Origin of the sequence: Neobacillus niacini (assembly GCF_030817595.1) — a bacterium.
Taxonomy (GTDB): Bacteria; Bacillota; Bacilli; order Bacillales; family Cytobacillaceae; genus Neobacillus; species Neobacillus niacini_G.
Map to the genome: position 1 here is coordinate 2,761,179 of NZ_JAUSZN010000001.1, position 23,042 is coordinate 2,784,220.

23 protein-coding genes are annotated in these 23,042 nt (G+C 37.8%); 3 read left to right on the plus strand and 20 right to left on the minus strand.

Annotation, left to right across the window (positions count from 1 at the left end; genetic code table 11):
• Positions 1-80: 80 nt before the first annotated feature.
• The 12 genes from murD to QFZ31_RS13150 all read right to left on the minus strand — a co-directional run bounded on the left by murD (position 81) and on the right by QFZ31_RS13150 (position 14,013).
• On the minus strand, positions 81-1,433 hold the full coding sequence (murD, locus tag QFZ31_RS13095) for a UDP-N-acetylmuramoyl-L-alanine--D-glutamate ligase (RefSeq protein ID WP_307303410.1): 1,353 nt from the start codon (positions 1,431-1,433) through the stop codon (positions 81-83).
• Positions 1,434-2,408: a phospho-N-acetylmuramoyl-pentapeptide-transferase gene (mraY, locus tag QFZ31_RS13100; protein WP_179597333.1), complete on the minus strand. Its 975-nt coding sequence runs from the start codon at positions 2,406-2,408 to the stop codon at positions 1,434-1,436.
• A 1-nt stretch (position 2,409) separates the two neighbouring features.
• Positions 2,410-2,865: a hypothetical protein gene (locus QFZ31_RS13105; RefSeq protein ID WP_307303412.1), complete on the minus strand. Its 456-nt coding sequence runs from the start codon at positions 2,863-2,865 to the stop codon at positions 2,410-2,412.
• Positions 2,866-2,867: 2 nt separating this feature from the next.
• Complete coding sequence (locus QFZ31_RS13110) at positions 2,868-4,328, minus strand: UDP-N-acetylmuramoyl-L-alanyl-D-glutamate--2,6-diaminopimelate ligase (RefSeq protein ID WP_307303413.1); 1,461 nt, start codon at positions 4,326-4,328, stop codon at positions 2,868-2,870.
• 463 nt (positions 4,329-4,791) lie between these two features.
• Positions 4,792-6,711 carry a stage V sporulation protein D gene (locus tag QFZ31_RS13115; protein ID WP_307303415.1) on the minus strand — a complete coding sequence of 640 codons (1,920 nt, stop codon included), beginning with the start codon at positions 6,709-6,711 and terminating at the stop codon, positions 4,792-4,794.
• Positions 6,712-6,800: 89 nt separating this feature from the next.
• The gene (locus tag QFZ31_RS13120; RefSeq protein ID WP_307303417.1) at positions 6,801-9,032 is read right to left on the minus strand and encodes a penicillin-binding protein; all 2,232 of its coding nucleotides are present in this window, start codon (positions 9,030-9,032) and stop codon (positions 6,801-6,803) included.
• Positions 9,029-9,388: a cell division protein FtsL gene (gene ftsL / locus QFZ31_RS13125; protein WP_307303420.1), complete on the minus strand. Its 360-nt coding sequence runs from the start codon at positions 9,386-9,388 to the stop codon at positions 9,029-9,031. The genes QFZ31_RS13120 and ftsL overlap by 4 nt, the downstream gene beginning before the upstream one ends.
• Before the next feature lie 40 nt (positions 9,389-9,428).
• Positions 9,429-10,361 (minus strand): 16S rRNA (cytosine(1402)-N(4))-methyltransferase RsmH, encoded by a 933-nt coding sequence (rsmH, locus tag QFZ31_RS13130; RefSeq protein WP_306073299.1) that lies wholly within the window; start codon positions 10,359-10,361, stop codon positions 9,429-9,431.
• Between the two features lie 60 nt (positions 10,362-10,421).
• Entirely contained in the window at positions 10,422-10,853 is a 432-nt protein-coding gene (mraZ, locus tag QFZ31_RS13135; RefSeq protein WP_306072615.1) for a division/cell wall cluster transcriptional repressor MraZ, read from the minus strand.
• 148 nt (positions 10,854-11,001) lie between these two features.
• A complete protein-coding gene (gene bshC / locus QFZ31_RS13140; RefSeq protein WP_307303423.1) occupies positions 11,002-12,636 on the minus strand; it encodes a bacillithiol biosynthesis cysteine-adding enzyme BshC in 1,635 nt (544 codons plus the stop codon).
• A 79-nt stretch (positions 12,637-12,715) separates the two neighbouring features.
• The gene (locus QFZ31_RS13145; protein ID WP_307303425.1) at positions 12,716-13,108 is read right to left on the minus strand and encodes a DUF3397 domain-containing protein; all 393 of its coding nucleotides are present in this window, start codon (positions 13,106-13,108) and stop codon (positions 12,716-12,718) included.
• A complete protein-coding gene (locus QFZ31_RS13150; protein WP_307303426.1) occupies positions 13,105-14,013 on the minus strand; it encodes a 2-dehydropantoate 2-reductase in 909 nt (302 codons plus the stop codon). The genes QFZ31_RS13145 and QFZ31_RS13150 overlap by 4 nt, the downstream gene beginning before the upstream one ends.
• A gap of 170 nt (positions 14,014-14,183) precedes the next feature.
• Between QFZ31_RS13150 and QFZ31_RS13155 the strand changes: the two genes are divergently transcribed.
• The gene (locus tag QFZ31_RS13155) at positions 14,184-14,660 is read left to right on the plus strand and encodes an N-acetyltransferase (protein ID WP_307303428.1); all 477 of its coding nucleotides are present in this window, start codon (positions 14,184-14,186) and stop codon (positions 14,658-14,660) included.
• Positions 14,661-14,691: 31 nt separating this feature from the next.
• On the opposite strand, the gene QFZ31_RS13160 is transcribed toward QFZ31_RS13155, so the two are convergent.
• From QFZ31_RS13160 to QFZ31_RS13175, 4 genes are all read right to left on the minus strand, one after another.
• Positions 14,692-15,315, minus strand: coding sequence for an RsfA family transcriptional regulator (locus tag QFZ31_RS13160; RefSeq protein WP_307303430.1), 624 nt, complete (start codon positions 15,313-15,315; stop codon positions 14,692-14,694).
• Positions 15,316-15,396: 81 nt separating this feature from the next.
• Positions 15,397-16,161 (minus strand): enoyl-CoA hydratase/isomerase family protein, encoded by a 765-nt coding sequence (locus tag QFZ31_RS13165; protein ID WP_307303432.1) that lies wholly within the window; start codon positions 16,159-16,161, stop codon positions 15,397-15,399.
• Positions 16,162-16,265: 104 nt separating this feature from the next.
• On the minus strand, positions 16,266-16,439 hold the full coding sequence (gene rpmF / locus QFZ31_RS13170; RefSeq protein WP_063251584.1) for a 50S ribosomal protein L32: 174 nt from the start codon (positions 16,437-16,439) through the stop codon (positions 16,266-16,268).
• Positions 16,440-16,521: 82 nt separating this feature from the next.
• Positions 16,522-17,049: a YceD family protein gene (locus QFZ31_RS13175; protein ID WP_179597361.1), complete on the minus strand. Its 528-nt coding sequence runs from the start codon at positions 17,047-17,049 to the stop codon at positions 16,522-16,524.
• Between the two features lie 258 nt (positions 17,050-17,307).
• Here QFZ31_RS13175 and QFZ31_RS13180 point away from each other — a divergent pair, with 258 nt between their 5' ends.
• Positions 17,308-18,522 (plus strand): nucleotidyltransferase, encoded by a 1,215-nt coding sequence (locus QFZ31_RS13180; RefSeq protein WP_307303435.1) that lies wholly within the window; start codon positions 17,308-17,310, stop codon positions 18,520-18,522.
• Between the two features lie 30 nt (positions 18,523-18,552).
• On the opposite strand, the gene QFZ31_RS13185 is transcribed toward QFZ31_RS13180, so the two are convergent.
• Complete coding sequence (locus QFZ31_RS13185; RefSeq protein ID WP_307303436.1) at positions 18,553-19,572, minus strand: SepM family pheromone-processing serine protease; 1,020 nt, start codon at positions 19,570-19,572, stop codon at positions 18,553-18,555.
• Positions 19,569-20,357: a patatin-like phospholipase family protein gene (locus QFZ31_RS13190; RefSeq protein ID WP_307303437.1), complete on the minus strand. Its 789-nt coding sequence runs from the start codon at positions 20,355-20,357 to the stop codon at positions 19,569-19,571. The genes QFZ31_RS13185 and QFZ31_RS13190 overlap by 4 nt, the downstream gene beginning before the upstream one ends.
• 216 nt (positions 20,358-20,573) lie before the next feature.
• Between QFZ31_RS13190 and ylbJ the strand changes: the two genes are divergently transcribed.
• Positions 20,574-21,791, plus strand: coding sequence for a sporulation integral membrane protein YlbJ (gene ylbJ, locus QFZ31_RS13195; protein WP_307303439.1), 1,218 nt, complete (start codon positions 20,574-20,576; stop codon positions 21,789-21,791).
• A gap of 36 nt (positions 21,792-21,827) precedes the next feature.
• Here the strand turns inward: ylbJ and coaD are convergent, their stop codons facing one another.
• Positions 21,828-22,310 (minus strand): pantetheine-phosphate adenylyltransferase, encoded by a 483-nt coding sequence (gene coaD, locus QFZ31_RS13200; RefSeq protein ID WP_179597371.1) that lies wholly within the window; start codon positions 22,308-22,310, stop codon positions 21,828-21,830.
• 13 nt (positions 22,311-22,323) lie between these two features.
• On the minus strand, positions 22,324-22,884 hold the full coding sequence (gene rsmD, locus QFZ31_RS13205) for a 16S rRNA (guanine(966)-N(2))-methyltransferase RsmD (RefSeq protein ID WP_307303441.1): 561 nt from the start codon (positions 22,882-22,884) through the stop codon (positions 22,324-22,326).
• Positions 22,885-23,042: the final 158 nt, after the last annotated feature.

The window sequence follows — 23,042 nt, forward strand, 5'->3', positions numbered from 1 at the left end:
ACTAGCAAGTTTTAGGGCATTGATAGTTGTCCAGCTCAAGCGGCTAGGATCTCTTCCGCTTTTTGTTGGACAAGCAGCCCTTACTTAAGCTTATGCACCGCTTCGATAAAAATGTCTCCCCTGACTTCAAAACTTTTATATTGATCCCAGCTCGCACATGCAGGAGATAACAGAATAACGTCGCCTGGCTCTGAATATTGAAATGCAACAGGCACGGCCTTTTCAACATTATCGACAGTGTTAATTTGTTTTATTCCTGCTTCTATCCCGACTCGCTCAATTTTAGAGGATGTTTGACCGAAAGTAATTAACGCTTTTACATTTTTTAAATATGGGATTAATTCATCAAATTCATTTCCACGATCAAGGCCGCCCGCCAACAAGATGATGGGACTTTTAAATGCTTGTAAAGCTGGTATAGTAGCAAGTATGTTTGTTGCTTTTGAGTCGTTATAAAACTTTCTCTCAGCAATTTCTGTAACGTACTGAAGACGATGCTTAACACCAGTAAACGTTCTAAGTACTTCCTGAATGGCCTCATTACTAACACCTGTTAACTTAGCCGCTGCCATGGCGGATAAGATATTTTCTAAATTATGGACTCCCGGTAAGGCGATTTCATCAACCAACATAACCTTCTCGTCATTAAAACAAATCCACCCCTCACTTATATAAGCCCCCTCTTTAAGAGCAAGCTTCGTTGAAAAAGGAATTCCGGAAGCTTGGGAATGTTCAGCGATTTCCCGCACTTCCTGCTGATCTGCATTATAAATAAAGTAGTCTTCTGCAGTTTGGTTTTTTGTAATATTTGCTTTTGCTTTAATATATTCAGCTCTTGTTCCATGATAATCCAAATGTGCGTCATATAGATTTGTAATTATCGCTATCTTAGGTCTAAATGCTTCTATCCCCATTAATTGAAAGGATGATAATTCAATCACGATATTATTTTCTGCGGTTGCCTCTTCTGCAACACCAGATGCTACCGTACCAATATTGCCGGCAATTAACGGTCTCTTCTTACCTTGATTCAGCATTTCAAAAATAAGCGTTGTCGTAGTTGTTTTTCCATTTGTTCCTGTTATCCCGATGAAAGGTGCTTCTGATATTTGGTAAGCAAGTTCAACCTCTGTTAAAACAGGAATTCCTTTCTCCAACGCCCCTTCAATGATTGGGTTTTGGTATGGAATACCCGGATTTTTCACGATTAGTTCAAATCCCTCATCAAGAAGTTCTACAGGATGTTCACCACAAATGACTTTAATCCCTTGTTCTAATAACCCTTGTGCTTCCGGATTTTCTGATAATGGCTTTTTATCATTTACGGTTACAAATGCACCAAGCTTATGTAAGAGCGCTGCAGCTGTTACCCCGCTTTTTGCTAGACCAAGGACAAGAATTTTTTTATGGAGATACGTATTTATCTGCTTCAATTATAACCACACCTCAATATAGATACCTAGTATCGCTAATATTAAACCAACACTCCAAAAGGTAACAACGACCTTCCATTCTGACCAGCCAATTAGCTCGTAATGGTGATGGAGTGGACTCATTCGAAAGATTCTTTTACCTGTCGTTTTAAAAGAGATGACCTGTAAAATAACGGATAACGTTTCAATGACAAATACACCGCCGATTATGACTAACAATAACTCTAACTTGGTTAGAATTGCAATTGTCGCTATCGCACCACCAAGTGCCAGAGAACCCGTATCCCCCATAAACACCTTAGCAGGATGGGCATTAAATACAAGGAAACCTAAGACTGCCCCGGCTACAGCAACTGAAAAGATCGCCACTTCCATCTGTGATTGGTTCCATGCTAAGACAGCATATGCACCAAATGCAATGGCAGCTGTACCTGAAACTAAACCGTCCAATCCATCAGTTAAATTGACTGCATTCGAGAAACCTACCAGCCAAAAGACGATAAAAAATACATAAAACCAGCCAAGTTCAATGGAATAATTGCTTCCAGGAACGGTGATTTCCGTAGGATATCCATTTTGTTTATAAACAAGATAAAAAATAACGGAAATGATGATTTGCCCTAACAACTTTTGTCTCGAGGTTAATCCTAGATTACGCTTAAGTGCCACTTTGATAAAATCATCTAAAAATCCAAGTAATCCAAAACCAAAGGTAACAAGGATAAGTAAGTATGTTTTAACGGTTGGTTCAGAAAATTTCCCTGTCATTACGAGAGTAGTAATAATAATAGAGAATAAAATCATCACTCCACCCATTGTTGGGGTACCGGTTTTTGCTTGATGGGATTTGGGTCCTTCTTCCCGAATGCTTTGTCCAAATTTCAACCTTCTTAAGAAGGGAATAAAAATTGGAGAAAGCAGTACTGTAATCAGAAACCCCATTAGAATTGTGAAAAAGATAACTTGCTCCAGCATTTTATCCCCTCCTTTCGAAATCATCTTTTAGATTTATTTTTGATATCTTTTCCAACATTACAGCTATATCATATGTTTCTTTATTTTCTTTGAGAAGTTTTTTATTCAAAAATACGAAATTAGTCATATTCATTTTCTCTGTCTTATCTCCGTCCATTTTTTCTATATAAAAACGTAAAATTTCTCTAATAGCTTTAATTGGGTTATCAGTAAAAAAAATGGGAAAGTGATTGGGTGTGTATTTGGGCAGCTGTTTCTTCTTATCCCAAATGGCTGCAATCGCCCCGTTCGCAATTGCCTCTAACAATTCCCCCGAATCCTCACTTAACGGTATGAATACACCTCTCGTCTGCATTGCGTTTGCATCGTCCGTTACAGTTTTATAAAAATGATCCGCTTCTTTTATACCCCTGATATCAGAGAATAACTCTACTAAATCATTATGTGCTAAATACATTTCTATCTCCCCTCGATTGCCTCCCGAGCAACCATTCGGTCATCAAAATCATAAACATTACTGCCAATAATCTGGTATGTTTCGTGACCTTTACCAGCAATTAAGATCACATCACCAGCCGACGCTTGATTAATTGCTGTTACAATCGCTTCTTTTCTATCAGGAATAGTGATGTAACTTTGCCCAAGGACACCTTTTTCCATATCTTTTAATATGGTTAAAGGATCCTCGCTCCTTGGGTTATCTGAGGTAAATATTGGATTTGAGGCATATCGACAGGCAATCTCTGCCATTAATGGTCTCTTCGTTTTATCCCTATCTCCACCACAGCCAACTATTACAAATATCTTCTTGTCAGCAAAACTTTGTATGGTATTCAATACATTTTCTAAACTATCAGGCGTATGAGCATAATCTACGATTACCGTAAAGTTTTGTCCTGCATTTACTAACTCAAATCTCCCGTCTACTCCTTTTACACTCTCGATGGATTCGATAATTTTATCCATCGGTATTCCTGAAACAAACGCAGTTGCAATACTAGCCAAAACATTATAAACACTAAACTTCCCGATTAATTGTATGTTAATGGAATAGCTCTTCTCTTTTATTACTATTTCAAAGGAAGTCCCCGCAGAAGTCATATGAATATTTCTAGCATGGAAATCCGCATTATTATCAATTCCATACGTATAACAATGAGCTGCTGTAGATTTACGGTACAAATCAGAAGCGGGATCATCTGCATTTAAGATTGCAAATTTCGGTTTATTAGCGTCGAATGTGTTTCCAAGCTGGGAAAATAATAAACTCTTAGCATGCATGTAGTCTTCCATTGTCTTATGGTAATCTAAATGATCCTGGGTGAGGTTTGTAAATACCGCTATATCGTAGTCACAGCCATGGACTCTCCCCATATGTAAGGCATGCGATGAAACCTCCATAATTGCTGTATCAACACCTGCGTCAAGCATTTGTTTGAACCCTTTTTGAAGAACAAGACTTTCTGGAGTTGTATTTTTAGTCTCAAACTTCTGGTCCCCAATTTTTGTATACATGGTTCCGATTAAGCCAGTGCTCCGATTTACATCGGAAAATATTTTTTCAATCAAATGACTTGTAGTTGTCTTTCCGTTTGTCCCTGTAATTCCGATTAAGTGCAGTTTTTTGGTAGGATGCTGATAAAAAGCATCAGCCAGCACTGCCATTGCCCGCGTTGTATCGTTAACAATTATTACCGGTACCGATAGCGGTAGTGCCCTTTCTGCAAGTACAGCGGCAGCACCATCCTTCACCGCTGATTCCGCAAAATCATGTCCGTCGACCGTATATCCTTTAATACAAATAAATAAGCTTCCCTTTTGCACCTTTCGGTTATCGTTCTCAATTGAAGTGATTTCTGGATTTGTTCCTTGATAAGGAACGAGAAGGTGCAAATGTTGAAGTAAATCATGTAGTTTCATATTCTCAAATCCTCTCTTGCCTTTAGAAAATTACCACTTTTCACATAAAGGCTGTGTTAAATAAGGCTGTTGAATTCCACTCCACTAAGGAAAGCTTCTTCGAATAATCACCGCAGAGACAGGCGGTTTTTGCCTGTCACGAGGCGCTACGCTTTCCGCGGGCTCACTCAGCTCATACATCCCGCAGGACATTGATTTACATCCTCGAATCTGCCCACGCAAGAAGAAAATGCGATAGCATTTTCGAGGAGTCGAGCGCCTTCCATTCCAATCAACAGGTTCTAAAAATCAACAGTATTCCTTAACACAGCCTACATAAAAAATCACCTTATAAAAGATTCACTTTATTTTACAGCAAAACACAATAGAATGCTATTTATCCTTGAGAATCTATGTCTTTTTTTAAAAAGAACAGGCGGCGGAAATCATTCCGGCCGCCTGACTCTATCGTTTAACTATTTATTTATTCTTCTTTATCAAAATAAAGCCTAATGGTTGAACCTTCTTTGACTTTTGAGCCAGCTTCCGGGGACTGCCGTACCACAATATCTCCTTCACCGCTAGCGTCAATTTTAAGATCCAGCAGTTGTTCTGTGATTTCTAACTTAGTCATTCCCGTTAGGTCTGGCAGTGTAATTAATGGTCTATCTGGCCATTTTATTTCCTTTTCAATTTGATCTTTTCGAGGTTCTACCCCCAGTGCCATAAGACCATCCTTCATAATACTGCCAACGATTGGAGCAGCTACAGTTCCACCGAAAATAAGCCCGCCTTTCGGATTATCAACCGCAACATAAACAACAATTTGAGGATCATCTGCAGGAGCAAAGCCCATAAAAGAAACGATAAAGTTATTTTCCAAATACCTGCCGTTTTGAGCTTTTTGAGCTGTTCCTGTCTTGCCGCCAATCCGATAAGAATCAACAAATGCCCTAAACCCTGAACCTTGAGCTACTACGGTTTCAAGTGCATGACGGATTTCTTTGGATGTCTCTTCAGAAATTACTCTTCTTTTCGCAACAGGAGTATTTCTCATGACCACTTCTTTCGTGACAGGATCTATTAACTCTTGTGCAATGTACGGTTTATAAAGAATCCCGCCGTTTACCGCCGCAGCAACAGCTGCAACTTGTTGGATTGGAGTAACCGATACCCCTTGACCAAACGCAGTGGTCGCTAATTCAACCGGACCGACTCGATTTAAATTAAACAAAATTCCTGATCCTTCGCCCGCTAAATCTATCCCTGTTTTTTGGCCAAAACCAAAGTCTTTTATATATTTAAACAATGTATCTTTACCTAATCTTTGCCCTAATTCTACAAACCCAGGGTTACATGAATTTTGCACGACCTCGAGGAAGGATTGACTTCCATGACCGCCTCTTTTCCAGCATTTCAATCTTGCCCCAGCTACTTCTACAGAACCTGAATCATGAAAATGTTCCTTTTCTAAATCAACTTTACCCTCCTCTAAAGCAGCGGCAAGAGTGATGATTTTAAAGGTTGAACCAGGCTCATAGCTTGACCATACAGGAAGGTTCCTGTTATACACCTCTTGTGAGACGTTTCGAAAGTTAGCCGGGTCAAATGTAGGTCGGCTTGACATCCCTAATATCTTCCCATTATTTGGATCCATCGCAATCGCTATGATTCCGTCAGGATTATAGGTCGCTTCAGCTATATCTAGTTCTCTCTCCATAATGGTTTGAATTTTAGTATCAATCGTAAGCTTTAAATCAAGTCCGTCTACTGGCTGCTCATAGTCGTCAGCCATGTCGTCCATTCTTTCTCCTTTAGCATTGGCGTAAAACTTAACTGCGCCTCTTTCTCCACTTAACTCTTTATCGTAGTAAAGTTCCAATCCCATTAACCCCTGGTTGTCCACCCCAGAAAATCCTAGAACATGAGAAAGATAACTTCCGAACGGATAATGTCTTTTAGAGTCTTCACCGATATATACCCCTTCGAGTCCTAAAGCCCTGATCTCTTTTGCCTTTTCATGAGAAATCTTTCGTCCTTCTTTTATCCTGATAATAGATTTACCCTCAGTGATTTGTCGGTAAGCATTTTCTTTTGGAATATTTAACACTGCTGCTAATTTCTCTGATGTAGCTGCAGGGTCCTTGACCTGTCTTGGTATCACATATACTGTTGGAGCACTAATATTTGTTGCTAATGGCACACCATTGCGGTCTATAATCTCCCCGCGCTCCGGTTCAAAAGGAATATTTCTACTCCATGACCCCTTTGCTTGACCGGTCAACTTATCCCCTAAAACAAACTGTACATACCCAAGGCGGACATCAATAATTAGAAAAATTAAGATTCCTACGAACATTGCAATCATTAACCTTTTACGGACAGTTACATTTGAAACACGCATAAAATGAACGAGCCTCCTTTATCCTACTCGTTCATTTATATGCTTGTACTATATTGAATAGAACGTCAACTATTACTGTTCTATCACTATTAATCCCTTGGGAGATTCTCTAATTCTTCCTCTGTGCCTTTTGTACTTTCTTCCGATTCTTTTGCTTCAATTTCTAGCTTTTCTTCTGTCGTTTTTAAATCCACGATAAGAAAATCTCCCTTGCGTAAGAAAGCACCTTCTTTAATATTTTGCTTAACAACATAACCACTGCCAGTAGAATTTAGTTTCATCCCCGAAATCTTCGCGACCTTCATTACGTCTCTTAGCGACCATCCTGTCATATCCGGTGCTGCCAATTTATCTTCGGTTTTGATAATTATTTTCTCACCCTCAAGGACATCCGTATCTGCTGCAGGAAGCTGACCCGTGACTTTGTCACCTTTTCCCAGCACAACTACTTGTAGACCTGATTCCTCAAGTTGCTTAACTGATTTTGTTACATCTTGCCCCACTAAATCTGCTAGTTTCGCAGTTGAGGCTTTTTCTTGCTGTGAAGGCTGAATATTTAAATACTGTAAACTATTTTTCATAACGGGATTAAAAACCTTTGAAACAGGTATCGATCCCATAGAATAATGTTCTATTTCAGGCTGCTGGACAGCTACATAGACAATTAACTTCGGATCATCTTTTGGTGCCATACCTAAGAATGAAAAGATATAATCTTCTTGTCCATCTAAATATCCGCCCTTTGGATCAGGAATACTAGCTGTTCCTGTTTTCCCAGCAACACTATAGCCATCAATTTGATATCGAGTCCCCGTACCTGTTTCTTTATTGGTAACTACCGTTTCAAGGATATCACGAACCTCCTTGGCGGTTTCAGCGGAAATAGGTGTTGAAACAACCTCAGGTGTCACATTTTTGATTACTTCACCAGTGTCGTGATTGACAATTTTTTCAATCACTTGCGGCTTCATCATTTTCCCATTGTTAGCGATCGCAGTCATCGCTTGGATTTGCTGAATGGGAGTAATCGCAGTTCCCTGCCCATATGCGGTCGTTGCTTTTTCAATTGGCCAAGTAAATTGGATTTTTCCCGACGTTTCAGCAGGCAAGTCAATCCCCGTTGGGTTATCAAAACCAAATTTAGTCAAGTATTCTCTGAACTTTTCAAAACCTAAGAGTTCATTTGCTATTTTCGCAAAGGCAACATTCGAAGAGCGCTGAACTCCTTCAAGATAAGTAATCGTTCCCCAGCCAGATCTTTTATGATCATGTATCGGCTTATCTTTTGAGGTTACTTGATAAGAACCGGACTGGAACATATCATTCGGGTTAAATTTCTTTTCTTCAATTGCCGCAGCAAGCGTAAAGATCTTCATCGTTGAGCCAGGCTCAAAAGATGTTTCAATTGCTTCATTATGCCAGCTCTGATTTATGCCTTCCTTCGTTTTAGGGTGAAAGGAAGGTCTCTGTCCCATGGCTAAAATGTCGCCTGTTTTAGGATCCGCTACAATAGCAATGATTTTTTTAGGATTATATTCATCCACTACTTTGTTCATGGCGTCTTCCAAAAAGGTTTGAATCTTTTGATCGATGGTTAAATAGACATCATTTCCGTTCTGTGCTGGAGTAACCTTCTGCTCCCCGTTCGGAAGCAGATATCCCCATAAATCACTTTCGTAATTAATTTTTCCGTCCTTACCTGTCAGTTCATCGTTTAGGGTCTTTTCAATCCCCATCATTCCAACATAATTGTAGGTTCCATCCTTTTCTTCCACTCTGTCTGCATACCCAACCAAGTGAGAAGCAAAGATTCCATTCGGATAAAACCTTTTCGAATCGCGTTTAAAAGTAATCCCCGGAAGCTTTAAGGCTTCAATTTCTTTTTTTGTTTGGTGAGAAATATCTCTTCCTGCTTTGCCAAATTCCACTTGAAACTGATCTTTGGTCAAAATACTATAAATCTCGGACTCTTCCATATCAATAATCTTAGCTAATTCCCTAGCTGTTTTTTTTGGATCCGTTACATGATTAGGATTTTTTGGATTGGTCGTCATCTTTTTATCCAATATCGCAATTAACGTGTAAGAAGTAGTATCCTCGGAAATGACTACCTCATTACGATCATAAATCACACCTCTTGCCGCTTCCAAATTTCCCGTTCTGCTGTACTTTTGCTCAGCTTTCGCAGCAAGTGGCTGTGATCCGACCTCACCAGTAAATTGAATGGTAAAATATCTAGAAAGTAATATAAAAAAGAGCAGGCCGAATAATCCAAACAATACGGCTGCCCCGACATTCATATATGGTTGTTTCTTGGTCATTTCTCTTGCACAACCTTGACGTTATTTTCGTTTTTTACAAGCCCCATTTGCGTTGCCTTTTCTAAAATTCTCTCGTAGGTACTCAACTCACTTACTTGTACCTGCAGGTCACTATTAATCTTTTCAAGCTCATTAACAGAGGTTTGGACCTCCTGAATTTCCTTATTCACCTGGTAAATTTCCGCTTGATTCGAGATCAGATGGACGGCACCAAAACAAACCAACCCTGTAAATACTACTCCGATTATTTTCTCCCCAGGTGTAAGCCAGTGCTTTTTTGTTTTTACAATACTTTGTTCCTGTACTGTCCGTTCTACTTGCTGTTGTTGCTGAAATTTCCTGGCAAGACTACTCATTCTTTCCCCTCCACATGGTTATTTTTTATTTCTCTTTATATTATAGTTTTTCCGCAATCCGTAATTTTGCAGATCGTGCGCGGTTATTATGTTCTAATTCTTCTTCAGAAGGAAGAATAGGCTTTCGCGTAATCAACTTTAAAATCGGCTTAAATTCTTCAGGAATTATCGGTAATCCATGCGGTAAATCTGGTGTTTCACTTGCCTTTTTAAAAGCCGCCTTACAAATCCGGTCTTCTAAAGAGTGGAAAGTAATAACACTGATTCTACCTTCCGGATTAAGGATATCAATTGCTTTTTGCAAAGATTTTTCAAAAACTGCTAATTCATCATTAACAGCAATCCTGACAGCTTGAAATATCCTCTTGGCTGGATGTCCGCCCTTTCTTCTTGCTGGGGCAGGAATCCCTTCCTTAATAAGTTCAACCAGCTCAAATGTAGTTTCAATTGGCTTAATTTCTCTTCTAGCCTCTATTTTTCGTGCAATTTGCTTAGAAAATTTCTCTTCTCCATAGCGAAAAAAGATCCTAACTAAATCCTCATAAGACCAATGGTTAATAACATCATAGGCTGAAATATCCGCATCATTGTCCATTCTCATGTCGAGTGGTGCGTCATGATGGTAACTGAATCCTCTTTCCGGAGTGTCCAATTGGGGAGAGGAAACACCAAGGTCATATAGGACCCCATCAACTTTTTCAATCCCAAGCTTTTCAAGTTCTTCCTTGAGGTATAAGAAATTGCTCTTGATTATGGTTAGCTGCTCACCGTAGCGTGACAATTTCTCTTTTGCATTGGCAATAGCTACTTCGTCTTGATCGAAGGCAAACAATTTTCCATTATCAGTAAGTTTTGATAGTATCAGGGAACTGTGTCCAGCCCCACCTAATGTACAATCAACATAAATGCCGTCTGGTTTAATATTCAATCCGTTAACAGCTTCATCTAGTAACACAGTTGTATGTTCAAACATCATTATCACCTTTTCCAATCGAACGATATAAAACGGAGTTATAATAGAATAACTTGTCCATTATATATCAAAACCAATCATATTTTCTGCAATTTCGGCAAAAGATTCTTCAGACTCTGAGAAATAGTCTTCCCAAATCTGCTTGCTCCAAATTTCAATTCGATTGGATACTCCTAAAACTACACATTCTTTTTCTAGTTTTGCATACTGAAGTAATGGTGCTGGAATATTTATTCTTCCTTGTTTATCGAGTTCACTCTCTGTTGCACCGGAAAAGAAAAATCGGGTAAATGCACGGGCGTCTTTTTTTGTTAGGGGCAGGCCTTTTAGTTTGTCTTCGATAAGTGCCCACTCTTTTAATGGGTAACCAAACAGACATTGATCCAAACCGCGTGTGATGATAAACATTTCTCCAAGCTCTTCGCGGAATTTGGAAGGCACAATCATCCGGCCCTTATTATCAATGCTATGATGGTATTCACCCATAAACATACCCGGTACCCCCACTTTCTATTTAAAATGTACCACATTCCCCCACTTTCCTCCACCTATTTTTTAATTATTCTTTTCCTAGTTCCCTAAATCCTTTATTTGCAGTAAATTTCTTCAAAAAAAAAGAACTTCACTAAGCGTGAAGTCCTTAAAGCTTTATTACCTTGTGCTTTCCATCAAATACAAACTCAAGTTCCATTAATTCTTTAATAAAACTTGTTCCATACAGATTTAAATAATAGAAAATGTTCCAAACTCGCTCTTGCGGAAATCCATCAGGTCGTAATGATAAATCGATACGATTATACTTACTTAGAATTACATTGAACCTTGATTTTACGGATTCCTCCAGCTTTGTTTCCAAAAACCCAATCTGTTTTAATAAATAGGTTTCATTTTTCTTTACTAGAGGCAGCAGACTTCTATCAAGTTGGTTGGTTTTCATCTCAATCTGTTCATACTGCTTTAATAACTCGGATTTCAGGGTGGAGAATAACTCAGATACTTCTTTATCCTTAATTGACTCTAGATATTGGTCTCTTTCCTCCACCGTTCCCCTGCTCAATACCTTGATTAATTCCAAGTTTAGCTCATGAATATCACTTTCAACAGCTCTCTCCACCAAGGTTATGTTTAACCTCGGAACAATTGGAGGCATTTTTATTTTAAAATGCTCAAAAACCAGCTTTAATTCAGCCCAATAAGAGATTTCCCCCGGTCCAGCAATAAATGCCAATGTTGGGAATAGCCACTCTTGCATTAATGGCCGCGTCACCACATTATTACTAAGTTTTGCTGGGTCCTGATAGGCAATTCCGATTAGTTCTTCCTTGGTAAAGGAAACAACTCCACTCTTCCCCACAAATGTATTACTTTCTGAATCAAATTCAAGCAAGATTCGTTCATTTGATTTTGGACTGTAATAAAACAAGTTTGCGGCTTTTTCATGTGAATCGATTGTGATTGGATATTCCTTTTTACCTATAATACTTTGCTGTTCAAGTAAACAAGTGGTAATTTCCCTGTGTTGCTCAATTTGTTGAGCAAATTGCTCTGTCTGCAAAAGACGGAACTTACGATCACCCGAATCAACAATTAACAAGCCATAATCCTTAAAAAGCTCCATTACAATGTTAGCAAAGAAGTCGACAAACGTTGAGGAATTGCTCAATGCTTTTTCCGCAAAGTTGATTAGCTGCTTAGTTTGATTAGTCTCACCGAAGTTTTCAATTACATTAATGACCCATTGTCGGCAAACGTCTTTGTTAAGGGCGATATCTGAGACCATTTTCTTCTGTTTAACCTTTTCAGGGTATGACCATTTGTCTACTCTTTGCTTACCTGCCATAAACACATGATTTACTTCATGGAAATCATGGTCTTCCCCAGCTATCCAAAATACAGGAATGACAGGTACACCAAGCTGCTTCTCTTTTTCCTCTGCTAATTTAATAATGGAGATGATCTTATGTATCGAATAAAGAGGTCCTGTAAGGATACCTGCTTGTTGACCGCCGATAACCACTACACTATTCAATTGTTTTAGTTTTGCAAGTGAATTTTCCACTGCTTCTGATGATGGAAAACGTTCCATAAATTTCTCTATGTGACCAGCTACTTTTTCACGAGGAAAGTGTCGATTGCTTAATTCGTCTAACCTCTTCTGATCTTCGGCAAAGTCATTAAACCGATAATGGAAAAAAGGCAGAATATCAGAGGATTGTTCTAGATAATTAGAAGCAAATCGATTCGTAGCTGACAATGAGAGATTTAAAATCTCCATTTAAGTACTTCCTTTCTGATCAACCATATTCATTCCATATGAGTATAGCATTATCCAACCTAATAAAAAAAATCTTTGCTTAAGAAAATGTAAAAGTTAATGCACTCCGCAGTATGCCAAATACAGTTAGGGATATATAAGCAAAAAAGAAGATAAGAAAATTAAAACGCCAAAACCCTTTAAAAACCTTAGTAAATATAATTTCTCCTTTTATCTTCCAATGTATGACGACAAATATCATTGCAATTACGAGTAAAATTAGCAAAATTAAGCCAAAAAACGATTTACCCCAAATCGTTATTAACAAAAAATGGACAGCCACTATAAAGAGGATCGTTGAGTAATCCAACGCTTTATGAAATGACTTTCGAGTGTTTTTTGTTATAAGCTTATTCAATACATAAATGATAAAAAAACCGAGAAGAGGTACTGTTAAGAAAATGGTAATAATTGATGAGATAAATGAATTCAATTAACTCTCCTCCGATCCTTTTCTTTCCCTTTAATTAAATAATAATAGCTTTCAATGTTCGTTGCGGTTTTTCGTTGAACCTCAGCCTCCTCTATTAAAAAGCCTAGTATTGCGTCAATTTCAGTCCTTCTTCCCGCCTCCAGGTCTTTTAGCATGGATGACTGGTTATGTCCGGTTTTTTTACAAATTCGGAGCACTTCTCTAAATCTATTAATAGGGTCTTCTAGGTTTAGAATAAATGAGATTTCTAGAAATAGTTTTTTTACAGCAGCAAAATAAAAAGTGTTGGTTATTAACTCACCATTTTTGATTTGAAGGATGGCTGTTAAAGGATTAATGACTGCATTTGCAATTAATTTATTTATCAGCATATTATAAAAATCTTCTTTCAAGGTAATCGGGAAATCAATAGCGGCGCAAAGCTCACCAAACTCCTTTATTGTTTCAATACTGCCTTTAAAAAGAGCAACATTAATAGCCCCTTTTCCATTGTGAGAAACCGTGTATGTATTAATTTTACTGGCCCCATGCTCAACGGATCCAACAAAAATATTAGTCGCAGGAATATTTTTTAGTAATTTTAAATGACTCATTCCATTTTGTAAAAATAATAGGTTATGAGGAATACACTCCAAACTATTTATCTGATGAATAATAGAATGAATTTGGTATTGTTTTACAGCAATGATCGTTAATTCTTCTAAACCAGTCCAATTAGAAACAGGAAGGGCTTGAATACTAACTCTGCTTTGTAAATCACCGACATCTTGCAGGTATATCCCGTTTTGATTAATGATCTCTGCTTGTTCAGTTGTTTTGGTATAAAGTGTGACAGAAAAAGCCTTGCTTAAATATGCTGCGAATAATAATCCAATAGAACCAGCCCCAATAATGCCAATCTTCACGATACCCACCCATTTATTGTCTTTTTTATTTTATATTTTATCAGATGCAGCCCGTAGTGTGTATGATTGTCCTTAAAAAGAAATAAAACGCTTTCCAAGGGATATATAAAGAATTTTTTGCTTCTTTGTTATATAATGATATTAATTCATTTCTTAGGGGGAGCGCTTATATGGTGTTAAAAGTTGAAAAATTAAAAATTAATTTTAAAACATTAGAGGAATTTAAAAAATTTAAAGAATATGGCATTCAAGAACTCTCCATGATTGAAGACTTAGAAGCAAATATGATTGATAATGATAGTGACTCTCCTTTTTACGGAATCTATTTCGGAGACAAACTAGTAGCTCGAATGAGTCTATATCAAATTGACGCTAAATTTGACCGGTATTTCTATCCTCCACAAAATTATCTAGAATTATGGAAACTTGAGGTTTTACCTGATTATCAAGGTAAGGGATACGGTAAACAACTTGTAGAGTTCGCTAAAAGCTTCGGCCTGCCAATTAAAACAAACCCGAGAGTACAATCAAGAAGCTTTTGGGAGCACATGAGCTTTACAAATGTTGAATACGATATGGAGCGTGACCGTGGTGAAAATCCACTCGTCTGGTATCCTGAAGGTGTAGAAGCACAGCATAATGAATAAACGTAAAAAGCGGACATAATGTCCGCTTTTACTATTTTTCCACTCTTTCGAGATTTCCGTTTTTATCCATCTGGAATTTCACTTTTTGCTGTCGATCTTCTTCTTGTAAGACCACCATTTTTCTTGCTCTTTCCATAATTTCAATTAATGAACGATAGTCCTCTTCAATCGCTTTTAAATTCTTTGCTAATCTTTCATTCTCAGCTGCAAGCGAATAAGATTTTTTTTCAAGTTCTTTTATTTTTTTGATGGACTTTTCTTTTGCTTCTTCGATGCTAGAAGCAGCAGCTGCTTGCTTTTGTAAACTTTCTAAGAAGTGAAGAACTGCTTGAAATGTTATACCTTCACTCCTTACTTCACTAGAGGATGGAGTTTCTTCAGTGACAACCTCTTTTGTTATCTCATTATCCGTCGGAATACTTTGTTTTTTTAGTTCTTTCCTCTGTTTTTTAGCCAGTTCAATTCCTGATTTATACTGCTTCCTAACAAATGAGTTCCAACGAAATCCGCAAGCCGCAGAAGTACGAGAAAGTTGTTTTCCAACTTCCTCAAATGCTTGAAGCTGTGTTCCACCTTCTCGAATATGTCTTAACACAACTTCAGCAAGCAATAAATCTTCATCTTGGGACCATGCATCTTGGCGAGTTGGTGACATCAGTCAAATCCCTCCTAGTGTTTTTATTCATACATATGCATCTACTAGAAAAGATAGACTGATAACAGATTGTCTTTATTCTTATTTCTTCATTTTTTTACTAATAAAATTTTGTACATACTTATGATGTGACTCACTTTCCCAGAGAACACTGCAATTTCTTACTTCTTTTTCTATTCTTTCTCTTAGCTTGTTTTCTTCCCATTTTAAAATCCACATCATTTTATACGATTCTAAAACCTTTAAATCGACTGTTAAAAGCTTCTCCAAAAAGGTTTCGCATGCACTGATGTTATTATTTGAATACATATGATCAATAAAGCCCGCTTCTCTTAAATATTCAGCAGTTTGAATTTCAGCTTCCATTAAAAGCTTCATGCTGAGTGCCGCTGGTAGTTTTTCTGCTAATATCGTTCCCCCGCCCCAACCAGTGGTGATAGCTTGTTTACCTTGTACAAATCCAGCTCTTATTCCTTCTCTCGCTAAACGAAAATCACATGCAGCAGCCAGCTCACACCCGCCGCCAACGGCTGTACCATTTAATAGAGCAACCGTTGGCTTTGTTAGTGTCAACAGTGAATAAAGAATGTGTGACATTTTTGAAAGCATTCCATACGCTTCTTCCTTTGTCTGAAGTTGGTGAAAAACAGATAAGTCACCCCCTGAACAAAAAGCCTGATCCCCTTCCCCAGTAATGACAAGCGCCTTAATCGTTGGATCATTCATTAACGAGATAGCCTCTGTTAATCCTTGCATGACATCATAATTAACGGCATTTCTTGTTTCGCTTCTAGTGATTGTAAATAATAAATAACCCTTTTCACGTTTCTCAATGGAAAACGACAAATAAGTGTCCCCCTTCCCCTGATATATGTATGTATGTACGATTACTTGAAAACGACAAAAGCACAAGGGCATACTGCTCCTTGTGCTTTTTATCCTAATGGAAATTAGTCGTTAACAACGTCTTTTCCTTTGTATGTTCCGCAAGCTTTACATACGCGGTGTGAAAGTTTCATTTCACCACAGTTTGGGCAGCTTACCATACCAGGTACGTTTAATTTAAAATGTGTACGACGTTTTCTTTTTACAGTTTTAGAAGTCCTTCTAAAAGGTACAGCCATTCTTCCCACCTCCTTAAAGAGTATTAAGAAAGTAATGAAGGCCAGGAATGCTGGTTCTTCACTTTGCTTCTTGTTTTGCTGATTATGATTCGGAAGAAGAATTGTTTTTGTCAAAAAACTTTGCAAGACCTGCTAATCTTGGATCAATCTTTTTGGATTGATCCACATCACTCAGAACTTCCCAGTCCTTACCGGATTGAGGTGCAGCATCTTCATGATTGACATCTTCACAGAACACCTGCATTGGAACTTCTAGTAAAAGAATTTCTCTAATGACTGGCATTAGATCAATTACTTCCCCTTTTACTTGATAAACTTCCTCTTCAGTTTCATAAACTGAACCTTGTAAGAGGAAAGTTTCAGTTGTTTCGACATTAATTGGAAGTTTAACATCCACTAAAGTACGAGAACAAGGCAGGATTAAATGACCCTCAATTTTCAGATGAAATGTCACTTTCGTTGAATCAATATCACCCCGACCAGTAATATGCATCGGAGATACTTCACGAATCGACGGATCCGTTTCTTTTATCTCATCAACTCGAATGATATCGTCAATCAGAAAATCCTTGTTTCGATATTTTTGTAATTGGCTTAATGTCCATTTCAATTGAATCACCCCAAGGCAACAAAGGTAATTATAGCCTTCGATTAAATTTTTGTCAATGTTTTTTCTTTACACCTAAAATGCGATTTTTCATTTTACTATTTTTCTTAAAATAAGCTCTTCATATTAGTTTACCCAGTTAAATCAGATTACAGTCCCAGCTTCTAAATATCGTAGCCAATTATCTTATTATGGTAATTTTTGCTATAATACGATTACCAAAAGAATTAGATGATTTAAAGAATAAGGAGAACATTAAAAATGAAAGCTGTTGGTGTAATTGTCGAATATAACCCTTTTCATAATGGTCATGCCTATCATTTACAAGCTGCAAAGGAATTAGCACAAGCTGATTTAGCTATAGCCGTTATGAGTGGGAATTTTCTTCAACGTGGTGAGCCTGCTCTTATATCTAAATGGTATCGTGCAAGGATGGCTTTGCTAAATGGCGTTGATATTGTCCTAGAACTGCCTTATCGTTTTGCCACACAAAAGGCAGAAACATTCGCAAATGGTGCTGTTTCTATTTTAGATGCGATTGGCTGCCATTCACTTTGCTTTGGCAGCGAAAGCGGCGATATATCATCCTTCTTCGAGACGGTTGATTATTTGGATACACATAAAGAGCGTTTTGATGAAAAGATTAAAATGAATATAAAATCAGGTGTTAGTTACCCTAGAGCATTATCGTTGTCTTTTCAATCATTGTCAAGCCCTGAAAATATTTTGAGTTTAGATAAACCGAATAATATTCTTGGTTTTCATTATGTGAAATCTATAATGCAGCAAAAAAGTTCAATCCTTCCTCTCACGGTAAAAAGAAAAAATGCTGATTACCATGACGAGCACTTTGCTACAGAGACCATCGCGAGTGCCACAAGCATAAGGAAAGCATTGTTTGCCAGTAAAAAAGAAAATAGCTCGATTGAACAATATGTTCCTGATGCAACGAGCACCCTTTTGAAAGAATACTTAGCTGTATATGGACATTTCCACGAATGGGAAAATTACTGGACCTATTTACGCTTTCGCTTGTTGCATATGAATCCTGAAGAGTTAAGAGAAGTTTATGAGGTAGAAGAAGGAATTGAGCATCGTATACTAGCAGCTGCACTAGATTCCACTACTTTCAAGGAATTTATGCAAAAGATAAAAACGAAACGCTACACCTGGACAAGGCTGCAAAGAATTTGTGTTCATATCTTAACCAATACAAAAAAGACTGATATGAAAAGCACGTCTGAGACACCTTCCTACTTACGACTGTTAGGTATGACAAAGAATGGAAAAGATTACTTGAATAAGTATAAATCTCAATTTTCTCTACCACTCATTTCTAAACTATCTGCATATAAGGAAAATGAAATCTTATTAGATATTAGGGCTTCTAGAGTTTATTCCTTCGGGATAGGAAACCAAACTAGGGAACGCTTATTACAACAGGAATATAAACAACCACCTATTTATATAGAATAAAAAAAATGATGCCACTGAGGCACCATTTTTTTATTTTATTGGTAACTTCTGCAAATAATTAATCGCGTCATCTATAACATCCACTGGAACAATCTTCATTTTTGAATCAATCTCCCTGGCTGTCTTAACTGCTAGTTTGTAATTGGAATCCTTGATGCCTTTTTCATTCGGGGCAAAGAAAATCTCTGCTCCCGCCTTGTCTGCAGCTACTATTTTTTGATCGATTCCTCCAATTGGTCCAACAATTCCATTTGGATCGATTGTCCCTGTTCCTGCAATTTTGTACCCTTTTGTAAAGTCCTCTTCCATTAATTGATCATAGATTTCTAGTGAGAACATCAAACCGGCAGAAGGTCCACCGATTTCATCCGTCTTGACCGTAACTTTAGGATCAACAATAATTTCCTTATCATCAACTAAAGAAATACCGATGCCGATTTTCTTTGGGTCATCCTTAAAGGGCTCTACACTTATTTTCACTGTTTTTGTTCTATCTTCTCTGGTTATCGTTAATTCTACTTGCTCTCCTGCCTTTTTCTTACCCACATACTCGATAAACCTTTCAGAAGAGGAAAATTCTTGTCCATCTACCTGAGTAATTCGATCACCAGCAAGTAATTTTCCATCTGCGGGCATGTCAGGGACTACCTGAACAATGTAAACCCCTTTGTATTCGTATTCAACAGGGTATCCTGCTTTTTTATATGCCACTTCAATGGCATTTAACTTGGAACCTGCCATCATATGCAGCTGTCTCGCGTTATATTCATCTTGTGTTTCTGTTTCGTGTAGTATGGCTTCCACTGGGTAGAGTTCAACATAATCAAAGAGTTTAGCCTCAACATAAGAATAAATATTAGCCCTTCCCATCCTTACTGTTGTCAGCATATAGCTTCCCTTTTCCTCCGTACCTCCTGCAACTTGTATGATAGGTGCTAATTCTTTTGCAATACCTGGTTTCGAAACATAATAAGGTAATGAAAAAAATATTCCTGCTATCATCATCAGTGCAATAACAATGGAAGACCCTATAAATATTTTGCTTTTCAAAAGCCCTGCCCCTTCCATTCCTTTATAACCTTTTTTATAAAATCCAAATTTTTCTTCGCCTCTTCTTCTCCTAGTGCGATAATCTCTTCAATATTCGTAAACGCACGGGAGCTATACACTTCGACAGGCGGACGAATCATGATATCTGAAGCAATCTCACGATAATTAATAATTTCGGTTTGCATGATATCGATACTTTGCATGATAACATCGTAAATAGAAGTTATTTCTGCGTTCCGCTTCACTCTAGATACATCAACCGCTATTACAATATCTGCTCCCATTTCCTTCGCCACCGATACGGGAACCCTATCTGACACACCGCCATCCACTAAGATTCTACCATTATATTTTTCAGGCACAAAAATTCCTGGTATCGCTATACTTGCTCTGACAGCTTCAGCAACTGGCCCTTGTTTAAAAACAACTTTTTCACCTGTAAGCAGATCGGTAGCAACAATTCCTATTGGGATAGATAATTCTTCGATATTTTTACCATGGGTAAACACTCTAATAAATTCCTTTACTCGTTTCCCGGCAATAAATCCCATTTTTGGAACGGTAAAATCTAAGAAATACTTCCGCTTAAATGCAGTTGATAATTTATATAAACGGTCAAGTTCAATACCTGCCCCATAAAAACTGCCAACAAGTGCTCCCATACTGCTTCCTGCGATTATATCTATGGGAATTCCTGCTTCCTTCAAGACTTTAATAACCCCTAAATGGGCAAAACCCCGTGCTCCGCCGGAACCAAGCGCTAATCCTATTTTAGGACGCTCCATATGTGTTCCCTCCCTTTTCATAAGCTATAAAAGCTTTATGACACTATACAATTTGTTAGGAGAAATCTCGTTCAATCTTATGGTCTAAATTGGCGTTATATGAGTATATTTGTGATATATGGGGACAAGGCCGAATTTAAAAAGAGTGAGTAATCCTTATTTTAACATTTCTTATTTATACAGTATAACAAAACCCTCGGAAAGGAGGATTATACATTGTTTTATTCAAAATTAAAAACAATCTTTCTATCTATAGCTGTAATAATTTTAGCTGGTTCCATGATCGCTTTTCCGAAGGAATCTTTTGAAGCATCTCTACGTGGACTAACAATGTGGTGGGAAATCGTTTTTCCTTCTTTACTGCCTTTTTTTATCGTATCCGAAATGCTAATAGGTTTCGGCGTAGTTAAGTTTATTGGAGTGTTATTAGAGCCGCTCATGAGGCCGCTTTTCCGAGTTCCCGGGGTAGGAGGGTTTGTTTGGGCAATGGGAATGGCTTCTGGATTTCCAGCAGGAGCTAAGCTATCCGCAAGACTCCGTCAGGAAGGTCAGCTGACACAAATTGAAGCAGAACGGCTTGCTTCCTTCACTAACTCCTCTAACCCATTATTTATCTTCGGTGCTGTAGCTGTTGGTTTTTTCCATAACCCGCAATTAGGAGTCATTTTAGCATTGGCCCATTATTTGGGGAATATTTGTGTTGGGTTAATGATGCGGTTTTATGGGAATGAAACCCCTAATAGGAAAAAGGACAAGGAAAATAAATTTATTCTTAAGTCCGCCTTTTCTGCATTGCATCAAACTAGAATTAAAGACAAGCGGCCAATTGGCAAACTTCTTGGAGATGCTGTAAATTCTTCTATTCAAACTTTGTTAATGGTTGGCGGATTCATTATTTTATTTTCGGTAATCAACAAGCTGCTATTTCATCTACATATTACTGCTGCACTAGCAAGAGGTTTTGATTTTCTATTTTCCACCCTTTCACTCCCTGATATGCTCAGTATTCCATTTATTTCAGGTTTATTTGAAATTACGCTTGGGAGCGATTTAACAAGCCGGGTTGGAGACGCTACTTTGCTTCAGCAAGCGATTGTTACGAGCTTTATTTTAGGATTTAGCGGATTTAGTGTTCAAGCCCAGGTTGCAAGTATTTTGGCACAAACTGACATACGATTTAAACCATTCTTTTTTGCACGAATTGCCCAGGGGCTTTTTGCCAGCTTCTTTGCTTTACTCTTATGGAAACCAATTTATGTCCGGTTTTATCAAACAGAAGAACCATCTAATGCGATTCCTGTTAACCTCTTTGGTCAAGGTACATGGCCGCAAATTTATTTTCATAAATTAACAGAAGCGGGTCCACTGATTACGATTATTTCACTGATGATATATGTATTGTTACTATATAATCGAATACGCAAAAGTTATTAGCATAAAAAAAGCCTTGGCAGCAAGGCTTTTTAACTTTCATCGATTAAATTTCTTGTTTAATGCTTCTTCTACAATAGGCGGTACCAGCTCGGAGATATTTCCATTGTATTTAGATACTTCTTTAACAATACTGGAGCTTAAGAATGAATATTGACTGTTGGTCATGATAAAGAAGGTTTCAATTTCGTCATTGAGCACTCTGTTCATGGACGTTATTTGCATTTCATATTCAAAATCTGAGACTGCACGTAAGCCACGAATGATAGCATTTGCCTTAACAGACTTCGCGTAATCGACTAGAAGTCCAGAATGTTCATCCACCGTCACATTTGGGAGATCCTTTGTCACTTCTTTAATAAGTTTTATCCGCTCCTCAACACTAAATAGCGGATTTTTTGATGAATTGTTCATAACGCTTACATAGACCTTATCAAATACCTTTGCACCTCTTCTGATGATATCTAAATGTCCGTACGTGATTGGATCGAAACTCCCAGGACAAACGGCAATACTAGCCACAAAAGACTCCTCCTTATTCCTCACTAAATTGCGAATAAATTGTAATCGCAATGATTCCATATTTCTCATGCTTAACTCGTGAAAATCCCCCTGCTCTCTCTGGCAATTCAACATCATGACTATGTTCGCAGATAATGTAACCGCCATTTGTTACTAACCTATGTTCGGATATTTTTTCTACTAAACTGACCAGCTGCTGTTTTTTATAAGGCGGGTCTAAAAATATGTAATCAAAATGAATCTCCCTTTTTATTAGGGCTTTTAAAGCTCTTTCAGAGTCATTTCGATAAACCTCTGCCTTATCTTCCATCTTACATGCTTGGATATTCTCGTGAATGGTTTGAATTGCTTTTGCCTCTCGATCGACAAAAATGACTTTATCTAAACCTCTGCTTAAGGCCTCCAGCCCTAACCCGCCGCTGCCAGCAAATAGATCCAATCCTACTCCACCGTCAAAATATGGTCCAATCATATTAAATAAGGCTTCTTTTACTTTATCCGTTGTTGGTCTGGTTGTATTTCCGGGAACAGCTTTTAATGGTCTTCCTTTACAAATACCTGAAACAACTCTCAATCGTTATCACCACAATTTTCCCAGTATTCTATTTTTAAGAATATCCTATCACAATTGAATAGACTAGCCAACTTGTTGGATTATTTCTGAAAAATTATTTTAAATACGTATAAGCTTCTAAGTTGTGGAGATAATGTAACTAACAACATCAATTCGAG